Below are 17,114 nucleotides of genomic sequence, written 5' to 3' on the forward strand. Positions count from 1 at the left end.
AGGCCTGACACAATGGGGGGGCGAAGCCAACTGGAAATGGGGGAAATTATGACCACAATCGGGACCTCCTCCCTAGATGTCTATCCGCTGTGCCTGGGGACGAACTCATTTGGGTGGACGGCGGAACTGGATGCCGCTAGGGGCGTGCTCGATGAATACGTCGGCAACGGGGGCAACTTCATCGATACGGCAGACGTGTACGGCCGCCACAAGGAAGGCAACGTTGGTGGCGAGTCTGAGACGATGATTGGCGCATGGATGGCCGGCCGCAATCGTGAGGAACTGGTCGTTGCGACCAAGGTGGGGTTCATGAATCCCGCCGGAGAGCTCTCTGCGACTCGCGTGCGGGACGCTCTCACCGGTTCACTGCGCAACCTGGGAACTGACTATGTCGACCTCTACTATGCGCACCGCTTCGACGAAGAGACCCCAATTGCCGAGTCGGTCGCGGCGTTCGCGAGAGAGCAGCAAACCGGACGCATCCGCGAAGTGGGCCTGTCGAACATGACCCCAGAGCAGATTCGTCAGTGGATCGAAGCCGCCGACGAACAGGGCGTACCACGTCCTGTTGCAATACAACCCCCCTACAACCTTGTGCGTCGCGTGCCTTATGAGTCAACGTGGCAGCCGGTTGTTGAAGAGTTTGCTCTGGGGGTCATGACCTACTGGTCGCTTGCGGGTGGATTGCTGACCGGCAAGTATCGTGCGGGTCATGCGATCGAGGGCGATCGGGCCGCCACTGTTGGCCGCCACGCGAATGAGCGGGCGTTCGAGGTCGTGGAGGCAGTGCGGGATATAGCGGCCGACCACAATGTTGACCCTGCGGCGGTTGCCATTGCATGGCTCTTGGAGAACCCGACGGTTACCGCCCCGGTTGCTTCGGCGCGTAACGCACAGCAGGTCGGCCCGCTCATGGAGGGCGTCACAATACAGCTAACCGGTGAGGATATGACGACCCTGAACCGCCTCTCAGACGGCCTCGGAGGGGAAGAGGCAGAGTAGTAGATGGCAAAAAGGGGCGACGACCGATTTCTCGACCGCCGCCCCTTACTGCTTGGCTACTTGCCCTGGTTCGCCACTGCGTCAATCTTGGCCTGAGCGTCGGGATCCAGGTAGGTCCCGCCCTTCTTGATCGGCTTCAACGTCTCTTCATCCAGCTCATACACCAGCGGAATTCCGGTGGGAATGTTGACGCCCGCAATGTCCGCATCCGAGATGTCGTCGAGGTACTTGACGATCGAGCGCAACGAGTTGCCGTGCGCCGCAATCAGAACGGTCTTACCGGTCTGCAGTGCAGGAACGATGTTGCTATCCCAGTAGGGCAACATGCGCTCGAGGACGTCCTTGAGGCATTCGGTGTGCGGAATCGGATCGCCGGCGTAGCGGGGATCCCCGTCCTGCGCGAATTCCGAGCCGGGGTCGATGGCTGGGGGTGGGGTGTCGTAGGAACGACGCCACAGCATGAACTGCTCATCACCGTACTTGTCGCGGGTGGCGGCTTTGTCGAGGCCCTGCAGAGCTCCGTAGTGACGCTCGTTGAGCCGCCAGCTGCGCTGAACCGGGATCCAGGAGCGATCCGCGGTATCAAGGGCCAGGTTTGCGGTCTTGATAGCGCGTTTCTGCATGGAGGTGAACAGCAGGTCGGGCAGTACACCCGCTTCCTTGAGCATGACACCGCCAGCTTTGGCTTCTTCAACGCCCTTCTCTGACAGTGGGACATCAACCCAGCCTGTAAATAGGTTCTTCTTGTTCCACTCGCTTTCGCCGTGGCGCATGAGCACAAGTGTGTAGGTCATTTCGACGCTCTTCCTTTTCTTCCGGTTCGACAAGACGCGATCCAACAACTCCAATTTAGTACGAGGACGCCCCGTCCGGTCCAATACCCGCAAAGAACCGTGCGTTGTGGGCTCTGGTAGAATGGGACCTTCGGGCTGTATGGGCGGCCCTGAAGAACTTTCTAGCAGGAGCACATTGAATGACTTTCAAAGTCGGCGAAACCGTTGTTTACCCCCACCACGGTGCAGCAACGATAGAAGAGATCGTCAACCGCAAGATCAAGGGCGTTGACACTGAGTATCTGGTGCTCAAGGTGAACCAGGGTGATTTGGTCATCCAGGTTCCCGCCGCCAACGTCGAATCCGTGGGCGTGCGTGATGTTGTCGATGACATCGGCGTTGCTGAAGTACTGGATGTTCTGCGCCAGGCTGAAGTAGAGGAACCTTCGAACTGGTCGCGCCGTTTCAAGGCGAACCAAGAGAAGATCTCCAATGGCGACATCGTCCGGGTTTCTGAGGTGGTTCGTGACCTCTCCCGTCGTGATGCCAACAAGGGCCTATCCGCGGGTGAGAAGCGCATGCTGATGAAGGCCCGCCAGATCCTTACCTCGGAACTGGCCTTGGCTCGCAGCATTGACGAGGACGAAGCAGGCGTTTTACTTGACGAAGTGCTGGTAGAGGGCATGGATGCGGTCGCTGCCCTAGAGGAATCCTCCAAGAAGAAGTAGTCCTGTTGTCAACGTGGGTGGTGATCACGGCGGCCGGATCTGGCACGCGACTTGGCGCGAATGTGCCAAAGGCACTGGTTGAGGTTTCTGGTAGGACGTTGCTGGGGCTCGCCCTCGAACGAACCCTGGACCTTGCCGATCTTTCCGGAGTGGTCGTGACTTGCCCGGCGGGCAGCGAAGACATGTTCGCGAATGTTGTGGACAAAGAGCTTCCACGGATGGGTGTGCCCCGCCAGGTAGGGCTCCATTTTGTTGCGGGTGGGGCAAGCCGGCAGGCCTCGGTGAAGGCCGGTCTCGACAAGGTGGTGTCCGAGGGCGGAGAACCCGCAGACGTAGTCCTGATTCATGATGCCGCCCGCGCCCTCGCCCCAACCGACCTGATGGATCGTTTGGTTGAAGCAGTCGTGGAGGGTGCGCTGGCTGTGATTCCGGGCCTAGCCGTCACTGACACCATCAAGCAGGTAGCCGTCGACGAGCACGGGGTTGAAACAGTCGTTGCGACACCTGATCGCCGGTTCTTGCGTGTTGCTCAAACCCCGCAGGCATTCTTGTTGGGGCCCCTGTGGGATGCGCATGCTGCAGCGGCCGACAGGGGGTCGACCGAGGAGACGTCCGCCACCGACGATGCGAGCCTTTTCGAGGGTGTAGCAGTCATTCCAGGCTCGCCGCTGGCATTCAAGGTGACCACACCTGAGGATTTGACGAACCTGACCACCGCCCTGGCTCAGGTGAGCGACCCGGCTTGACCTTTGTTAGTCTTCGTAAGGATGTCCACAGAGGATTCGATTAGCGAGGCCTAATGACAAGCACCCCATCCCCCAGCGGGGACAAACACGGTCTAGACGGAAGCATCTTGGCAAAGAATGCGCTTTCGGGGCCTCCCAGACTTGAGGACATTGAGTCAGCCATCGAAGAGGAACCGCCAGCGTCGCGCTCCAAGATCGTTTCATGGGCATCGTGGGATTGGGGTTCGGCGGCTTTCAACGCGGTTGCCACCTCTTTCGTTTTCACCGTCTACCTGACTTCCGACGGCATGTTTACAGATAAGACCACCGCCAATCAGTACCTGTCGTGGGGCATGGTTGCAGCGGGTATCCTCATCGCACTCCTCGCACCAATCACAGGTCAGAGGGCGGACCGTGCGGGCAAGGGTGTGCGGATGCTTGGTGCATTCTCATTCCTTGTCTTCGTTTGCTTGGCCCTGATGTTCTTCGTTGCGCCGGACTCCCCGCTGGGACCGATCGGAGCCCTGTGGCTCGGCATCGGCCTGCTTGGGGCGGGCAATGTCTTCTTTGAGTTCGGCTCAGTCAACTACAACGCCATGCTCAACGACATCTCTACTCCTAAGAACCGCGGAGCCATCTCCGGCTTCGGGTGGGGAGCGGGCTACATTGGCGGCATCGTCCTCCTCCTCTTCCTCTACTTCGGCTTCATCAACCCGGAGGTGGGCCTGTTCGGCGTTACAGGTGAGAACGGGTTGGACGTCAGAGTGTCGATGCTGATCGCCGCAGCTTGGTTCGGGCTGTTTGCGCTCCCAGTCTTGCTCAATCCACCAAAGAAGCGCGTGGTTCGCAATGACATTCCCCACGAGTCAATCGTTGATTCCTACAGGAAGCTGTTCGCCACGGTTGCGTCACTGTGGCGCGAGTCACGCAACACCCTGAAGTTCCTCATTGCTTCAGCAGTGTTCCGTGACGGTTTGGCCGGGGTCTTCACCTTCGGTGGTGTCATCGCTGGCTCAGTATTCGGGTTCAGCGCTGGTGAAGTCATCATTTTCGCCGTCGCAGCCAACGTGGTTGCGGGTATCGCAACCATGGCGTTTGGCCCACTCGATGACAGGTGGGGCTCGCGCCGCATCATCATGATTTCGCTGTGCCTGATGATTGTTGCCGGCCTCGGCGTCTTCTTCCTCTATAGGTACGGGGCTGCCACATTCTGGGTGCTCGGCCTCGCACTAACGATTTTTGTCGGTCCGGTTCAGTCAGCATCACGAACCTTCCTCGCTAACGTCATTCCCAAGGGGCGCGAGGGCGAAGTGTTTGGGCTGTACGCAACTACAGGACGTGCGGTGTCGTTCCTAGCGCCGATGATGTACGGACTTGCGATCGCGCTTGGTACGCGGATCCTCGGAGATGGCGTGGACGCCACTCACTGGGGCATCCTGGGGATTGTTGTGGTGATCGCCCTCGGCCTAGTCCTGATGATTCCCGTGAAGTCGCAGAAGGAACTAATCGGCGAATCCGCTTCCTAGTCGCGAAGGACGAGGGCGGTGGCGATGGCCGCCAACCCTTCTTTGCGGCCGAGGAACCCAAGTTTGTCGGTGGTGGTCGCCCCCAGTGACACGGGGGCTCCACCGAGGGCGCACGACAGGGCAGCCGCACCTTCTTCGCGCCGCGGTGACATGCGGGGTCGCTCGCCAATCACCTGCACCGAGACATTACCGATGCGCCACCCGGCTTCAGTGAGTAGCCGCAGCGTCTCCCGGAGGAGCGCCGCACCTGAAGCACCTTTCCAGCGTGGATCCGCAGTGCCAAACACGGTCCCAAGTTCGCCGAGGCCGGCTGCAGAAAGCAGTGCATCGCAGATGGCGTGGGCGGCCACATCAGCGTCAGAATGCCCCTCGAGGGGTACTTCGCCGGGCCACTCCAAGCAGGCTAGGTGCAGGACGCGGTCCGCGTCGTCCTCGAACGCATGCACATCAATGCCCTGGCCAACACGGATATCTGTCGTCATGCACTAGAGGATACCGGGCCAAGTACGATAGACCCCATGGATCTGCGTCTTTACGATACGAAAACTTCCTCGCTCCAAAACCTGGTGCCAATCCGGGATGGCAAGGTCGGTATCTACCTGTGTGGCCCGACGGTGCAGGGGATGCCCCACATCGGCCACCTTCGTGCTGCAACCAGTTTTGACGTGCTGATTCGGTGGCTGCGCCGCTACGGTCTCGACATCACCTATGTTCGCAACGTCACCGATATTGATGACAAGATCCTCGCGAAATCGGCAGAGTCGGGGGAGCAGTGGTGGGCGCTAGCTCAACGGTTTGAACGCGAGTTTCAGAAGGCGTACGCAACCCTGGGTCTGATTGAACCAACCATTGAGCCGCGCGCCACAGGCCACATTACCGATCAGATTGCACTGGTGGAGCGTCTCATTGAGCGCGGGCACGCCTACGCGGACCAGTGCGGAAACGTCTACTTTGATGTCCATTCGCAGGCGGACTACGGCTCCCTCACCCACCAGTCCCTCAACCAGATGCGGACGACTGAGGGCGAGGACGAGACGGAGGCAATCAGTGCGGGCAAGCGCGACCCGCGCGACTTCGCGCTGTGGAAGTCGACCAAGGAGGGGGAACCGGAGACGGCCTCGTGGGATTCACCTTGGGGACGAGGGCGGCCCGGTTGGCATCTGGAATGCTCCGCAATGGCGCACCGCTACCTGGGGGAAGCCTTCGATATTCACGGCGGCGGCATCGATTTGCGGTTCCCCCACCATGAGAATGAGCAGGCCCAGTCACATGCCGCGGGATACGATTTCGCGAAGCTGTGGGTTCACAATGCCTGGGTGACAATCGCGGGCGAAAAGATGGCCAAGTCGGTTGGCAACACGCTGGACCTTGCCTCACTTCTGAGCCAGGCACCCGCCGCGGTGATCCGCTTTGCTCTCTCATCAGTGCATCACCGCTCCATGATTGAGTGGTCGGAGACAACCTTGGAGTTGGCGGGCAAGTCTTGGGACAAACTCACTGGGTTTGTCGAGGACGCGACCGCGCAGGTTGGGGAGCCCGAAGTTGTGTTCATGACTCCCGATGAACTGCCTGCAGAGTTTACCGACGCACTCAACGATGACCTCAATGTCGCGGCTGGCCTGGCTGTTGTCTACGAGCACGTCAAACGGGGGCGGCGTGCCCTAGTCGAAGGGGACCGTGAGGGAATCCAGGCCGAACTCAAGGTGGTACGGTCAATGCTTGACGTCCTCGGCGTTGACCCTGGCTCACCGCAGTGGCGCATGACTGGTGGCGATACGCTTCAGGGTGCCCTCGACGTCATGATTAACGAAGTACTTGCGGAGCGCGCCCTCGCCCGTAAAGAGAAGAACTGGGCACGGGCCGATCAGTTGCGCGACAGATTGGCCGCGGCCGGGATCCAGGTCGAAGATGGCCCGCAGGGCGTGCAGTGGCAGGTCACTGCAAGATGAGATGCTGAGGAGGCGCGAATGGCTAAGGGTAATCAGTCTCGGCGTGGAGCCGTAGCGAAGAAGAACCAGCCACCCAAGATGGGGTCGGGTGGGAAGCATCGCCGCGCCCTCGAAGGCCGCGGTCCCACCCCTAAGGCTGAGGACCGCACGTGGCATCCCGCCTACAAGCAGAAGGTAGCCAAGGAACGCCAGGCTGAGCGTGAGGCGGCGCGAGCCAAGTCGATGACGGCCAGCGCGGTGAAGGTGCGTCCCGGATACGAACTGGTGACGGGGCGCAACCCGGTTGTTGAGGTCGTAAAGGCGGGTAACAAGGTTTCACGGATCTACCTTGCATCGGATCCCAGCCAGGGCAAGATGCGTGAGGTCTTTGAGCTTCTTGCTGAGACGGGTGCGCCGTTTATTGAGGTCACAAAGAGGGACCTCGACCGTGTCAGTGATGGCGCCGCACACCAGGGCATCGCAGTTGAGGTTGCGGAGTACGAGTACTCGGATCTTGAGGACCTGATCATCGACTCCCTGCAACAGTACAAGCCGGGCCTGCTGGTCGCCCTCGACCACATCACTGACCCTCACAATGTCGGCGCGATCTTACGGTCGGGTGCCGCATTCGGAGCGGATGGATTGATCCTGCCTGAGCGTCGTAGCGCTGGCGTTGGGGTCACCGCATGGAAGGTGTCGGCAGGTGCGGCAGCCCGGGTACCAGCAGCCCGCGTCACGAATCTGGTGCAGGCGCTACGCAAGTGCAAAGAGGCCGGCTTTTTCATTGTTGGCCTCGATGGCAATGCGGACACCACGGTGCGGAACATGGATCTGGGCGACAGTCCTATCGTCCTCGTCACCGGCGCCGAAGGTAGCGGCCTATCGAGGTTGGTTCGCGACACGTGTGATCTGATTGTTTCGATTCCAATGACTTCCAATGTCGAATCACTCAACGCTTCGGTGGCGACAGCAATCGCACTCTACGAGATTGCGGGAGAGTAATCCCAGCGTGTCCTCCCCTAGTGCGAGTATCGTGGATCACGTACTAGGAGAGGGCGGGCATGCATCATTCAAGCGACATCGAAAGAGCGGCTGACCGGGCGCTTCACACCACGAAGCGCTGGACGCAGTTAGCAACGAAGTATCCGAGCTCCAGTGCGGCCAGGCTGTTGGCCGGCGTCCTTGAAGATCCCGATGGCCTACCCTTCACTGTCGAGTTTGTTGATGGGGTGGTCCGGCCCGAAGACACCAAGGTTGCGGCGCGCAACCTTAGCGAACTGGTGCGCCGGTCACCGCGGTTCTTGCCATCATGGCTACGTTTGCCTGCCAGGTTGGGTGGCAAGGCAGCCTTGGTTGCCCCCGATCTTGTGGTCACGGCCGCCCGGCGCGTGTTCATGGAGTTGGTCCGCGGGTTGGTTCTTGACGCTCGAGATGAGAAGTTGGGCGCTGAGATTGCGAAGCTGCGAGCCGATGGGTCACGGCTCAACCTCAACCTTCTGGGCGAGGCCGTGTTGGGTGAGGCTGAGGCAACCAAGCGTCTGTCTGAGACGGCGCGGCTTCTGGCGCGCGACGATGTTGACTACGTTTCTCTCAAGGTTTCCTCCGTGATTGGCCCGCATAGCCCCTGGGATCATGAGCAGGCTGTCGAAACTGCGGTTGAGAAGCTGTTGCCGATCTTCCAGTACGCTGCTGCCGCACCGACTGAGAAGTTCATCAACCTGGACATGGAGGAATACAAGGATCTTGACCTGACCCTGGACGTGTTTGAGTCTTTGCTGGACAGGCAAGATCTGCTCGAGCTTGAGGCCGGTATTGTCATTCAGGCGTACCTTCCGGACGGCCTCGAAGCAATGCAACGCCTGCAGCAATGGGCCGCAGAACGCCGCGCCCGCGGGGGAGCCCCGATCAAGGTGCGACTGGTGAAGGGTGCAAACCTAGCCATGGAGCAGGTTGATGCGGACCTGCACGGCTGGCCGATGACAACCTGGGAGTCGAAGCGCGCGACGGATGCGAACTACCTGCGAATTCTCGACTGGGCACTCACCCCTGAGCACACCGAGAACATCACGCTGGGCATTGCGGGCCACAATCTTTTCAGCCTTGCTACGGCGTGGGAATTGGCGAACATTCGCGGTGTTGCCGACGCCATTGACTTCGAGATGCTTGTGGGGATGGCGGATGCTCAGGCCCAAGCGATTCGGGACGAGGTTGGGGACGTCCTCCTCTACGTTCCCGTGGTTGACCCAGCCGAGTTCGACGTGGCGATTGCCTACCTGGTGCGGCGTCTGGAAGAGGGCGCTTCGGACCAGAACTTCATGGCCTCAATCTTTGACATAGCAACCGATCCCAAAGCCTTCGCGAAAGAGCGGGACCGCTATGAAGCATCCCTGAAGCAAATGATTGGTGAAGGCACAAAGCGCTGTCATCCGGCCCGGACGCAGAACCGTCAGAAGGAGACGGCCCGTTCACTTGAAGCATCCGTGCGCGCACCCGGTGGTGGGTGGCGTTTTCACAACACCCCGGATACTGACCCGGCCCTCGCTGCTAACCGGGAATGGGCAGCCCAGATCGCCTCGCGCATGGAAGGCTCCGAACTGGGAGTTACCTCCAAGCACACGGTTAACTCGGTTGACGAGCTGAACAGAGTGCTTGCAAAGGCGGTGAAGGCGCAGGCGAAGTGGGCGAAGAAGACTCCGGCTGAGCGCGCCGAGGTTCTTCACCGGGCGGGTGTCGAACTTGCGTTGCGACGCGCGGACCTCATCGAGGTTGCGGGCTCAGAAGTTGGCAAGGCCGTTGGGGAAGCCGATGTTGAGGTCTCCGAGGCCGTTGATTTCGCCCACTATTACGCTGAGGCCGGAGAACAGCTACCCGCAGCCACCTTCACCCCGGTCAAGGTGACAACCATTGTGCCGCCATGGAACTTTCCCCTAGCAATCCCCTTCGGTGGTGTGGCTGCTGCGCTTGCTGCAGGTTCGGCAGCGATCCTCAAGCCCTCGTCCTCGGCGACTCGCTGTGGCACCCTCCTCATGGAGTGCCTGTGGAAGGCCGGCGTTCCTAAGGATCTGGCGCCATTGGTGATCCCGGGTAATCGCGAGGTGGCACGAGCTGTAGTTGAGGCGGACCAGGTTGAACGGGTGGTGCTGACGGGGTCATCCGAGACAGCGCAGATGTTCCTTGATTGGAAACCATCGATGGGCCTGATGGGGGAGACGTCGGGTAAGAATTCAATCATCGTCACACCATCTGCTGACTTTGACCTTGCGGTTCGCGATGTTGTGAAGTCTGCATATGGCCATGCTGGCCAGAAATGCTCGGCGGCGTCACTTCTGATCCTTGTGGGTTCAGCCGGAGTTTCCCAACGAATCTACAACCAGTTGGTTGATGCGACAGGCGCCCTCGTCGTTGATTGGCCGCAGAATTTGGCAACGGATATGGATGCGCTCACCACGGTGCCCGGAGAAAAGTTGCGTCGCGGGCTAACTGAACTGGAGCCGGGCCAGAACTGGGTCCTCAAGCCGTTCCCGCTGGATGAAACTGACCGCCTGTGGGCGCCCGGGATCAGGGCCGGAGTTGAGCCGGGTAGCGAGTTCCACAAGGTGGAGTACTTCGGTCCCGTCCTCGGCGTCATCAGGGTGAAAACACTTGAGGAAGCAATCGAGGTGCAGAACGGAACTGACTACGGCCTCACTGCCGGCTTACATTCGCTGAATGCAGGCGAAATCAAGTACTGGCTGGACCGGGTCCAGGCTGGGAATCTTTACGTTAATCGCGGTATCACGGGTGCGATTGTGCAGCGTCAGCCTTTTGGGGGGTGGAAGCTCTCCAGTGTCGGCGCGTCGGCTAAGGCGGGCGGCCCCAACTATCTGTACGGATTCGGCACTCTGACTTCGGACGAGAGCTCTGCGCCGACAATTGAACCGTTGGCGGGGAATCGCGCCGACATGGATCCACACGTCACGAAGCCGCAGCTTCTAGCGTTGATTGAAGCAGCGAAGCAGGTGTTGGGACGCGAAGAGCTTGAGGCGGTTGTACGGGCCGCATATAACGCGGAGCGAGCAGCGTCCAAGCACTTTGACAGGCTCAATGACCCCAGTGCGCTAGCCGTGGAGCGCAACGTGTTGCGTTATCTTCCGGCCGCTTCAACGTTGCGGGTTGAGGGCGATGCAAGGTTGGTGGACGTCCTGGTTTTGGCGGCTGCGGCTGTGGCGGTTGGCGAGTTCGAGCCGGATTCCAGCGGGGCACCACGCTTGGTGCGAGTCGCGCCGGGCCAGTCGCCGGACTACGCGGTGAACACCCCGCTGGTGACCCTGTCTTCGGACCGGGTCTTGCCGGCGGAGATCGCGGAGTGGGCAGAAACGTACGGTTTCGAGATTCGCAACGAGTCGAGGGATGAGTTCATCACTCGACTCTCCTTGGATGAACCAGATGCTACGGAGATCCGCATCCGCGCGCTCGGCACGACGAGGGCGAAGATCCAGCAGGATTTGGGTGGTGACATCCGGGTGGCGGTGTGGGATGGTCCGGCAACGGTGGCGGCACGCGTTGAGGCGCTGCCGTTCCTCCATGAGCAGGCGGTGTCGATCACCAACCATCGCTACGGAAACCCAACGTCGATCACGGAGGAAATCCTCGTCGAGAACTGAGCCGGGCGCACAGTATTCTGGATAAGCTCGCCACCCCGCCCGCATAACCCGTACACTTCGTTGGTAACTAGTCCCCAAGAAAAGGACCAGGGCTTATGTCGGGCATCATCGTTGTCGGAACCCAGTGGGGCGACGAAGGCAAAGGTAAAGCGACAGACCAGTTGGGCGGCGACGTCGCCATGGTCGTCAAGTTCAATGGCGGTAACAACGCAGGCCATACAGTCGTCGTGGACGGCGAGTCGTATGCACTGCATCTTCTACCCGCCGGGATCCTCTCACCAAACGCCATTCCCGTGATCGGCGCGGGCGTTGTCGTCGACCCGGACGCCCTCTTCGGTGAAATAGAGGCAATGGAAGCGCGCGGAGTGGACTGCTCGCGACTGGTTGTTTCCGCGGATGCCCACGTCATCGCGCCCTACAACCGCTCGTTCGACAAGTTGAACGAGGTCGCCCTCGGCGCAGGCCTGATTGGGACGACCGGGCGGGGGATTGGCCCCACCTACGCGGACAAAATGAACCGCACCGGCCTACGTATCCAAGACCTGCTGGACGAGGACGTGGTCCGAGCCCGCGTCACCCAGAACATTCAGTCTAAGTTGCGCGGTTTTGACCCCGAGGAGATCCCCGCAGAGTTCAAGGCTGATTTCGACATTGATGCAACGGTTGCCGCACTGGTCGCCTACGGTGAGCGCCTGCGCCCCCTGATTGTTGATTCGTCCCTGATCGTAAACCGGGCGCTCGACGCCGGGCAGAAGGTCTTGTTCGAGGCCGGTCAGGCCGCGATGCTCGATATCGACCACGGAACCTATCCCTTCGTCACCTCCTCCACAGCCATTGCTGCGGGTGCCCTGGCTGGCGTCGGTGTTGGCCCAACCAAGATCGACCGGGTCATCGGTGTTGCAAAGGCTTACACGACCCGCGTTGGTTCGGGACCCTTCCCAACTGAACTCCACGGCGAAGCGGGCGATCACCTGCGTGAACTGGGTGGAGAATACGGTGTAACAACGGGCCGCGCGCGCCGCGTGGGGTGGCTGGACCTCGTTGTTCTTCGCTACTCCAACCGCATCAACGGACTCACCGACATCGCGCTGACAAAGTTGGATGTCCTCGACAGTTATGAGACCATCCCGGTCGCGATTGGCTACGAGGTTGATGGCGTCTTCACCCCCGAGATTCCAGTCTTCCAGTCTGAGTTTTCGAGGGCGGTCCCCGTCTACAAGGAGATGGCGGGGTGGAATGACGACATCACGGGCGTGCGCCGCTTCGAAGACCTTCCTGAGGCAGCCCGCGACTACGTGACATTTATTGAGGACGAGGTCGGAGCCCGCATCTCCACGATCGGGGTCGGCCAAGCCCGCGACGCGGCGATTGTGCGCTAGAACTTTCGCGCGCGGCAATCTGGTGCAATAATCACTGCGAGCCACTCACAAAATGAGGGAGCCTGACATGAAAGTCTTGCTGCACGGGGCCCAGGTTTTTCTAGACGGGGAACTGCGTGCGGCAGATCTTTCCCTTGAACAGGATCAGGCGACGGGAAACTGGCAGGTCGAGGAAGTTCGCGATCCGCAGCAAGTCGGCCTTTTCACGGACCGGATCGTTGACCTTACGGGCAAACTGATCCTTCCCGGCCTCGCCGATATTCATGTTCACCTGCGCGAACCCGGCTTTTCTTACAAGGAGACGATCCCAACGGGAACTGCGGCGGCCGCTCGCGGCGGCTTTACCACGGTTTGTGCCATGCCGAATCTTGACCCAGCCCCCGACAACTTGGCCGAACTCCAAGCTCAGGACGCGGTCTACGATCAGCGTGCGGTGGTGGAGGTTCGCCCGTACGCCTGCCTCACAAAAGGCGGCACCGGTCGCGGTGAACTCCTTGAATACGCCGCACTGTCTACGGTTGCCGTTGGGTTCTCTGATGATGGTTTCGGGGTGCAGGACGAGGACGCCATGGCAGAGATAATGCGCCAAATCGCCGCGGTGGGCGGCCTCGTTGCCCAGCATATGGAGGACCTTGAGCTCTCCGGTGACGGTTACATTAACGATGGCGAGTATGCCGCAACCCACGGACACATCGGCAAGCCGGGGATCAGTGAGTGGTCTCAGTTGGAACGTGATCTGCGCCTCGTTGAGCAGACGGGCTGCAACTACCACGCCTGCCACCTCTCGACGAAACGTAGCGTGGAGTTGGTGCGCGCCGCCAAAGCTAAGGGCCTGCCCGTTACCGCGGAGGCCGCCCCCCACTACCTGGCCCTCTCTGACGACATGCTTCGCGATGAGGGCAGGTTCCGCATGAATCCGCCCATCCGCTCGCGTTCAGACATGGAGGCCGTGGCAGCCGCCCTCGTCGACGGAACCATCGACATGGTTGCAACGGATCACGCTCCGCATTCCGCTGAGGAGAAGGACGGCCCACTGGCGTCAAGCCTCAACGGGGTGGTCGGCCTCGAAATCTCTGTTCCTGTTGTCTACACACACTTTGTCCGCAACGGTCGCATGTCCGTGGCCGACTTCGTGAGGGTGATGTGCACGGCCCCCCGGGAGCGTTTCAAACTGGGCGGCGGCCAGATATTGGCGGGGGAAGCGGCGGATCTCGTGGTTCTCGATCCCGAGGCTGAGGTCGCGGTTGATTCAGCCGACTTCCTCTCCATGGGTCACGCCACACCGTTCGAGGGTGACCAACTGTTCGGACGGATCGACCTCACCGTCTGCCAGGGCACTCCAGTTTGGGACCCCGACCGACTACTCGATACCGAGGTGGGTGACTAGCATGCGTTCCATTCAGCTCTTCCAAGTAACGGAGAACCGGCAAATTGCCAGGGATACTTATTTGTTGGAGCTGGAGGGAGATACGGCGGGCCTGTCCCACCCGGGCCAATTCGTCAACGTTGATATCCCAGGGTTCTATCTGCGCAGGCCACTGTCTGTTTGCGCGTGGGGGCCCGGCCACCTGACCCTGATGTACAAGATCCTCGGCCAGGGCACCGATGCTCTTGGCCATGTCTCCCCCGCCGAGACGCTGGATGTCCTCTCCGGACTTGGCAACGGCTTCTCCATTCCCGAGGGCGTCAGCAGTCCGCTTGTCGTCGGCGGGGGAATCGGGGTGGCACCGCTCTTGGCGCTTACTGAGGCACTGGTCAAGGCAGGCACCAAACCCAGTGTCATTTTTGGTTTCGGGTCCGAGGACGAGGTCGCCCTCGTTGAAGAGATCGAAGCGCTTGGCGTGTCGGTATCGATCACGACTGTTGACGGCACTGCGGGAACCCCCGGTTTTGTCACCACGGCAATGATGCAGGCCGACGCAACCTGGGACTACGTGTATGCGTGCGGCCCAACTCCCATGCTCAAAGCGGTGTTTGCGGCGGCGGGGGCGCCCGGCCAGTACTCGATGGAAGAACGGATGGCCTGCGGGTTTGGGGCTTGCATGGGATGCGTCCTCGAAACCAAAGAGGGCTTCCAGAGAGTCTGCAAAGAGGGGCCAGTCTTCTACAGTGAGGATCTGCCATGGTGACTGCTAACCCACGTCTTGCCGTGGATCTTGCCGGTGTGGCGCTACAGAATCCGCTGATTCCGGCCTCGGGATGTTTTGGGTTTGGGGAGGAGTTTTTGGACTTCTACGACCCCAATATCCTGGGGGCAGCGGCTCTGAAGGGGACGACGCGCGAACCTCGCGAGGGTAGCCCGACAGCGCGAATTGCAGAGACACCCTCGGGCATGATCAACTCAATCGGCTTGCAGAATCCGGGCATCGACGCGGTTCTCGCCCAGAAACTGCCGGGGTTGGCGCAGTTCTACCACCAGCCTGTCATCATGAACATTTCCGGGTTCTCCATTGATGAGTATGTGCACTGTTGCGCTGCCACAGATGGGACCTGCGAGGTTATTGAACTCAACGTTTCTTGCCCCAATGTTCACGGTGGTGGCATGAGCTTTGGGGCCTCAGCTGAGGCTGCCGCCCAGGTCACCGCAGCGGTACGTGAAGTTGTCAAGGAGTCGGCGCTCTTCATCAAGTTGAGCCCCAACGTCACCAACATCGTGGCGATTGCGGGGGCGTGTGCTGACGAGGGCGCCGATGGACTCACTTTGATCAACACACTGCAGGGTATGCGCATCGATGTCGCAACCCGTCGCCCGGTGATCGCGGAGCGGATGGGTGGTCTGTCGGGGCCGGCAATTTTCCCGATCGCGGTGCGAATGATCGCGCAGGTTAGGTCCGCCCTCGACATCACTGTCATGGGGAGCGGAGGTGTCGCATCGGCGCGGGACGTCCTCGAAATGATGATGGCCGGGGCAACGGGGATCCAGATTGGCGCGGAATCCCTACGCAACCCGCTGGTCATCCCCCAGATTTTGGAGGAGCTGCCAGCCCTGATGGATGAGCTCGGAATCGAACGTCTCGAAGAGATTATTGGAGCAGCCCTATGACAGATCACAACGATGTTATCGTCGCGGCGGACTTCCCGACGGCGGACGCCCTCGACCACTTCTTGGGGCGACTGGGGGACCAGCGGCCCTACCTGAAGGTGGGGATGGAGCTGTTCTATGGCGCCGGTCCCGACCTGGTGCGACGGCTGAAAGGGGAGGGTTACAGCGTCTTCCTTGACCTGAAGCTGCACGATATTCCCAACACGGTGGGCTCCGCCATGGCGGTTCTGCGTGACTTGGGAGCGGACATGGTGAACCTCCATGCCGCTGGTGGAAGCGTCATGATGGAAGCCGCCAAAGAGGGGTTAACCCGGCCTGATGGGACGCGTCCGTTGCTGATAGCGGTCACCCAGCTCACCTCGACCTCGAAGGACATGCTCAACCAGGAGTTGCTGATTCCTGGCGAGGTCGACGAGGCCGTGGCGCACTACGCCAAGGTCACCCAGGTGGCTGGGCTCGACGGGGTTGTGTGTTCGGCTCGTGAAACCGCGCTGGTCAAGGCGACTTGCGGCACAGACTTCCTCGCCGTCACCCCGGGGATCAGGTTTGTCGAGGGCGATGTGCAGGACCAGGTGAGGGTCATGACGCCGCAGGCCGCGAGGGAAGCTGGCAGCGACTTCATCGTCGTGGGCCGCCCCATCACATCAGCCCCGGATCCGCGCGCCGCATACCTGCGGTGTCGCAACGAGTTCTTAGGAGAGAACAATGCCTAGTTTCAATCACCGTGAGGTTGCGCGGATGGTGGCGGCAGATTTGCTGGATATCGAGGCCGTGTTTTTGCGCCCTGACGAACCATTTACTTGGGCCAGCGGGATCCGGAGTCCCATCTACTGCGACAATCGCCTGATCCTCTCGCACCTGCAGGTGCGAACCAGGGTGGAACGCGGCTTGGCGGACCTTGTCGAGGCCGCCTACCCGGAAACAGAGATGCTGATGGGAACCGCCACGGCGGGGATTGCCCACGCGGCGCTCGCCGCCGACCTTCTGGAGCTGCCGATGGGTTATGTGCGGGGCGGCTCGAAGGGCCACGGTCGGGGCAACCAGATTGAAGGTGGCTTCACCCCGGGTCAGCACGTTGTGGTCATTGAAGACTTGATCTCCACCGGCGGATCCAGCGTGGAGGCGGCAAAGGTATTGCTTGACGCCGGTTTGGTGGTGTCTGGGGTCGCGGCAATCTTCACCTACAACATGGAGCGGGCCTCAGTGACGTTTGCCGAGGGCGGACTTACATACACCGCTCTCACCGACCTCGACACCCTGGTGGATGTCGCGGTGGCCAAGGGCTACCTGAGCGGGCAACAGGCACCGGAGGTGCTGCGGTTCCGAGACAACCCTGCCGCTTGGTGGCAGGGAGAGAGTGAATAGAA

Annotated in this window: 15 protein-coding genes; 13 read left to right on the forward strand and 2 right to left on the reverse strand. The window is 60.6% G+C overall.

Annotated features, from left to right (window positions below; genetic code table 11):
- Window positions 1-48 precede the first annotated feature (48 nt).
- The gene (locus H2O65_RS00885; protein ID WP_182141754.1) at window positions 49-1,002 is read left to right on the forward strand and encodes an aldo/keto reductase; all 954 of its coding nucleotides are present in this window, start codon (window positions 49-51) and stop codon (window positions 1,000-1,002) included.
- A gap of 56 nt (window positions 1,003-1,058) precedes the next feature.
- Here H2O65_RS00885 and H2O65_RS00890 read toward each other — a convergent pair whose 3' ends face one another.
- Window positions 1,059-1,796 (reverse strand): phosphoglyceromutase, encoded by a 738-nt coding sequence (locus H2O65_RS00890; protein WP_182141755.1) that lies wholly within the window; start codon window positions 1,794-1,796, stop codon window positions 1,059-1,061.
- Window positions 1,797-1,975: 179 nt separating this feature from the next.
- Between H2O65_RS00890 and H2O65_RS00895 the strand changes: the two genes are divergently transcribed.
- From H2O65_RS00895 to H2O65_RS00905, 3 genes are read left to right on the forward strand one after another with little or no spacing between them, the layout of a single operon-like run.
- Window positions 1,976-2,503, forward strand: a complete 528-nt coding sequence (locus H2O65_RS00895) for a CarD family transcriptional regulator (RefSeq protein WP_182141756.1) — start codon at window positions 1,976-1,978, stop codon at window positions 2,501-2,503.
- A gap of 5 nt (window positions 2,504-2,508) precedes the next feature.
- Entirely contained in the window at window positions 2,509-3,249 is a 741-nt protein-coding gene (locus H2O65_RS00900; RefSeq protein ID WP_259349542.1) for a 2-C-methyl-D-erythritol 4-phosphate cytidylyltransferase, read from the forward strand.
- A 53-nt stretch (window positions 3,250-3,302) separates the two neighbouring features.
- On the forward strand, window positions 3,303-4,754 hold the full coding sequence (locus H2O65_RS00905) for an MFS transporter (RefSeq protein ID WP_182141757.1): 1,452 nt from the start codon (window positions 3,303-3,305) through the stop codon (window positions 4,752-4,754).
- Here H2O65_RS00905 and ispF read toward each other — a convergent pair.
- Window positions 4,751-5,236, reverse strand: coding sequence for a 2-C-methyl-D-erythritol 2,4-cyclodiphosphate synthase (ispF, locus tag H2O65_RS00910; RefSeq protein WP_182141758.1), 486 nt, complete (start codon window positions 5,234-5,236; stop codon window positions 4,751-4,753). The two genes, H2O65_RS00905 and ispF, sit on opposite strands and share 4 nt — an antisense overlap.
- Window positions 5,237-5,272: 36 nt before the next feature.
- On the opposite strand from ispF, the gene cysS reads away from it, so the two are divergent.
- The 9 genes from cysS to pyrE all read left to right on the forward strand — a co-directional run bounded on the left by cysS (window position 5,273) and on the right by pyrE (window position 17,112).
- On the forward strand, window positions 5,273-6,703 hold the full coding sequence (gene cysS / locus H2O65_RS00915) for a cysteine--tRNA ligase (RefSeq protein WP_182141759.1): 1,431 nt from the start codon (window positions 5,273-5,275) through the stop codon (window positions 6,701-6,703).
- 18 nt (window positions 6,704-6,721) lie between these two features.
- Window positions 6,722-7,684: a 23S rRNA (guanosine(2251)-2'-O)-methyltransferase RlmB gene (gene rlmB / locus H2O65_RS00920; RefSeq protein WP_182141760.1), complete on the forward strand. Its 963-nt coding sequence runs from the start codon at window positions 6,722-6,724 to the stop codon at window positions 7,682-7,684.
- A gap of 59 nt (window positions 7,685-7,743) precedes the next feature.
- The gene (locus H2O65_RS00925) at window positions 7,744-11,325 is read left to right on the forward strand and encodes a bifunctional proline dehydrogenase/L-glutamate gamma-semialdehyde dehydrogenase (protein WP_182141761.1); all 3,582 of its coding nucleotides are present in this window, start codon (window positions 7,744-7,746) and stop codon (window positions 11,323-11,325) included.
- A 95-nt stretch (window positions 11,326-11,420) separates the two neighbouring features.
- Entirely contained in the window at window positions 11,421-12,704 is a 1,284-nt protein-coding gene (locus H2O65_RS00930; RefSeq protein WP_182141762.1) for an adenylosuccinate synthase, read from the forward strand.
- A gap of 67 nt (window positions 12,705-12,771) precedes the next feature.
- On the forward strand, window positions 12,772-14,091 hold the full coding sequence (locus H2O65_RS00935) for a dihydroorotase (protein WP_182141763.1): 1,320 nt from the start codon (window positions 12,772-12,774) through the stop codon (window positions 14,089-14,091).
- Window position 14,092: 1 nt separating this feature from the next.
- The gene (locus H2O65_RS00940) at window positions 14,093-14,833 is read left to right on the forward strand and encodes a dihydroorotate dehydrogenase electron transfer subunit (RefSeq protein WP_182141764.1); all 741 of its coding nucleotides are present in this window, start codon (window positions 14,093-14,095) and stop codon (window positions 14,831-14,833) included.
- The gene (locus H2O65_RS00945; protein ID WP_182141765.1) at window positions 14,827-15,747 is read left to right on the forward strand and encodes a dihydroorotate dehydrogenase; all 921 of its coding nucleotides are present in this window, start codon (window positions 14,827-14,829) and stop codon (window positions 15,745-15,747) included. The genes H2O65_RS00940 and H2O65_RS00945 overlap by 7 nt, the downstream gene beginning before the upstream one ends.
- On the forward strand, window positions 15,744-16,460 hold the full coding sequence (gene pyrF, locus H2O65_RS00950; RefSeq protein ID WP_182141766.1) for an orotidine-5'-phosphate decarboxylase: 717 nt from the start codon (window positions 15,744-15,746) through the stop codon (window positions 16,458-16,460). The genes H2O65_RS00945 and pyrF overlap by 4 nt, the downstream gene beginning before the upstream one ends.
- Window positions 16,453-17,112 carry an orotate phosphoribosyltransferase gene (pyrE, locus tag H2O65_RS00955; RefSeq protein ID WP_182141767.1) on the forward strand — a complete coding sequence of 220 codons (660 nt, stop codon included), beginning with the start codon at window positions 16,453-16,455 and terminating at the stop codon, window positions 17,110-17,112. Before pyrF ends, pyrE begins: the two co-directional genes overlap by 8 nt.
- Window positions 17,113-17,114: the final 2 nt, after the last annotated feature.

The sequence above is a fragment of the Schaalia sp. JY-X169 genome, assembly GCF_014069575.1.
In the GTDB taxonomy this organism is placed as follows: Bacteria; Actinomycetota; Actinomycetes; order Actinomycetales; family Actinomycetaceae; genus Scrofimicrobium.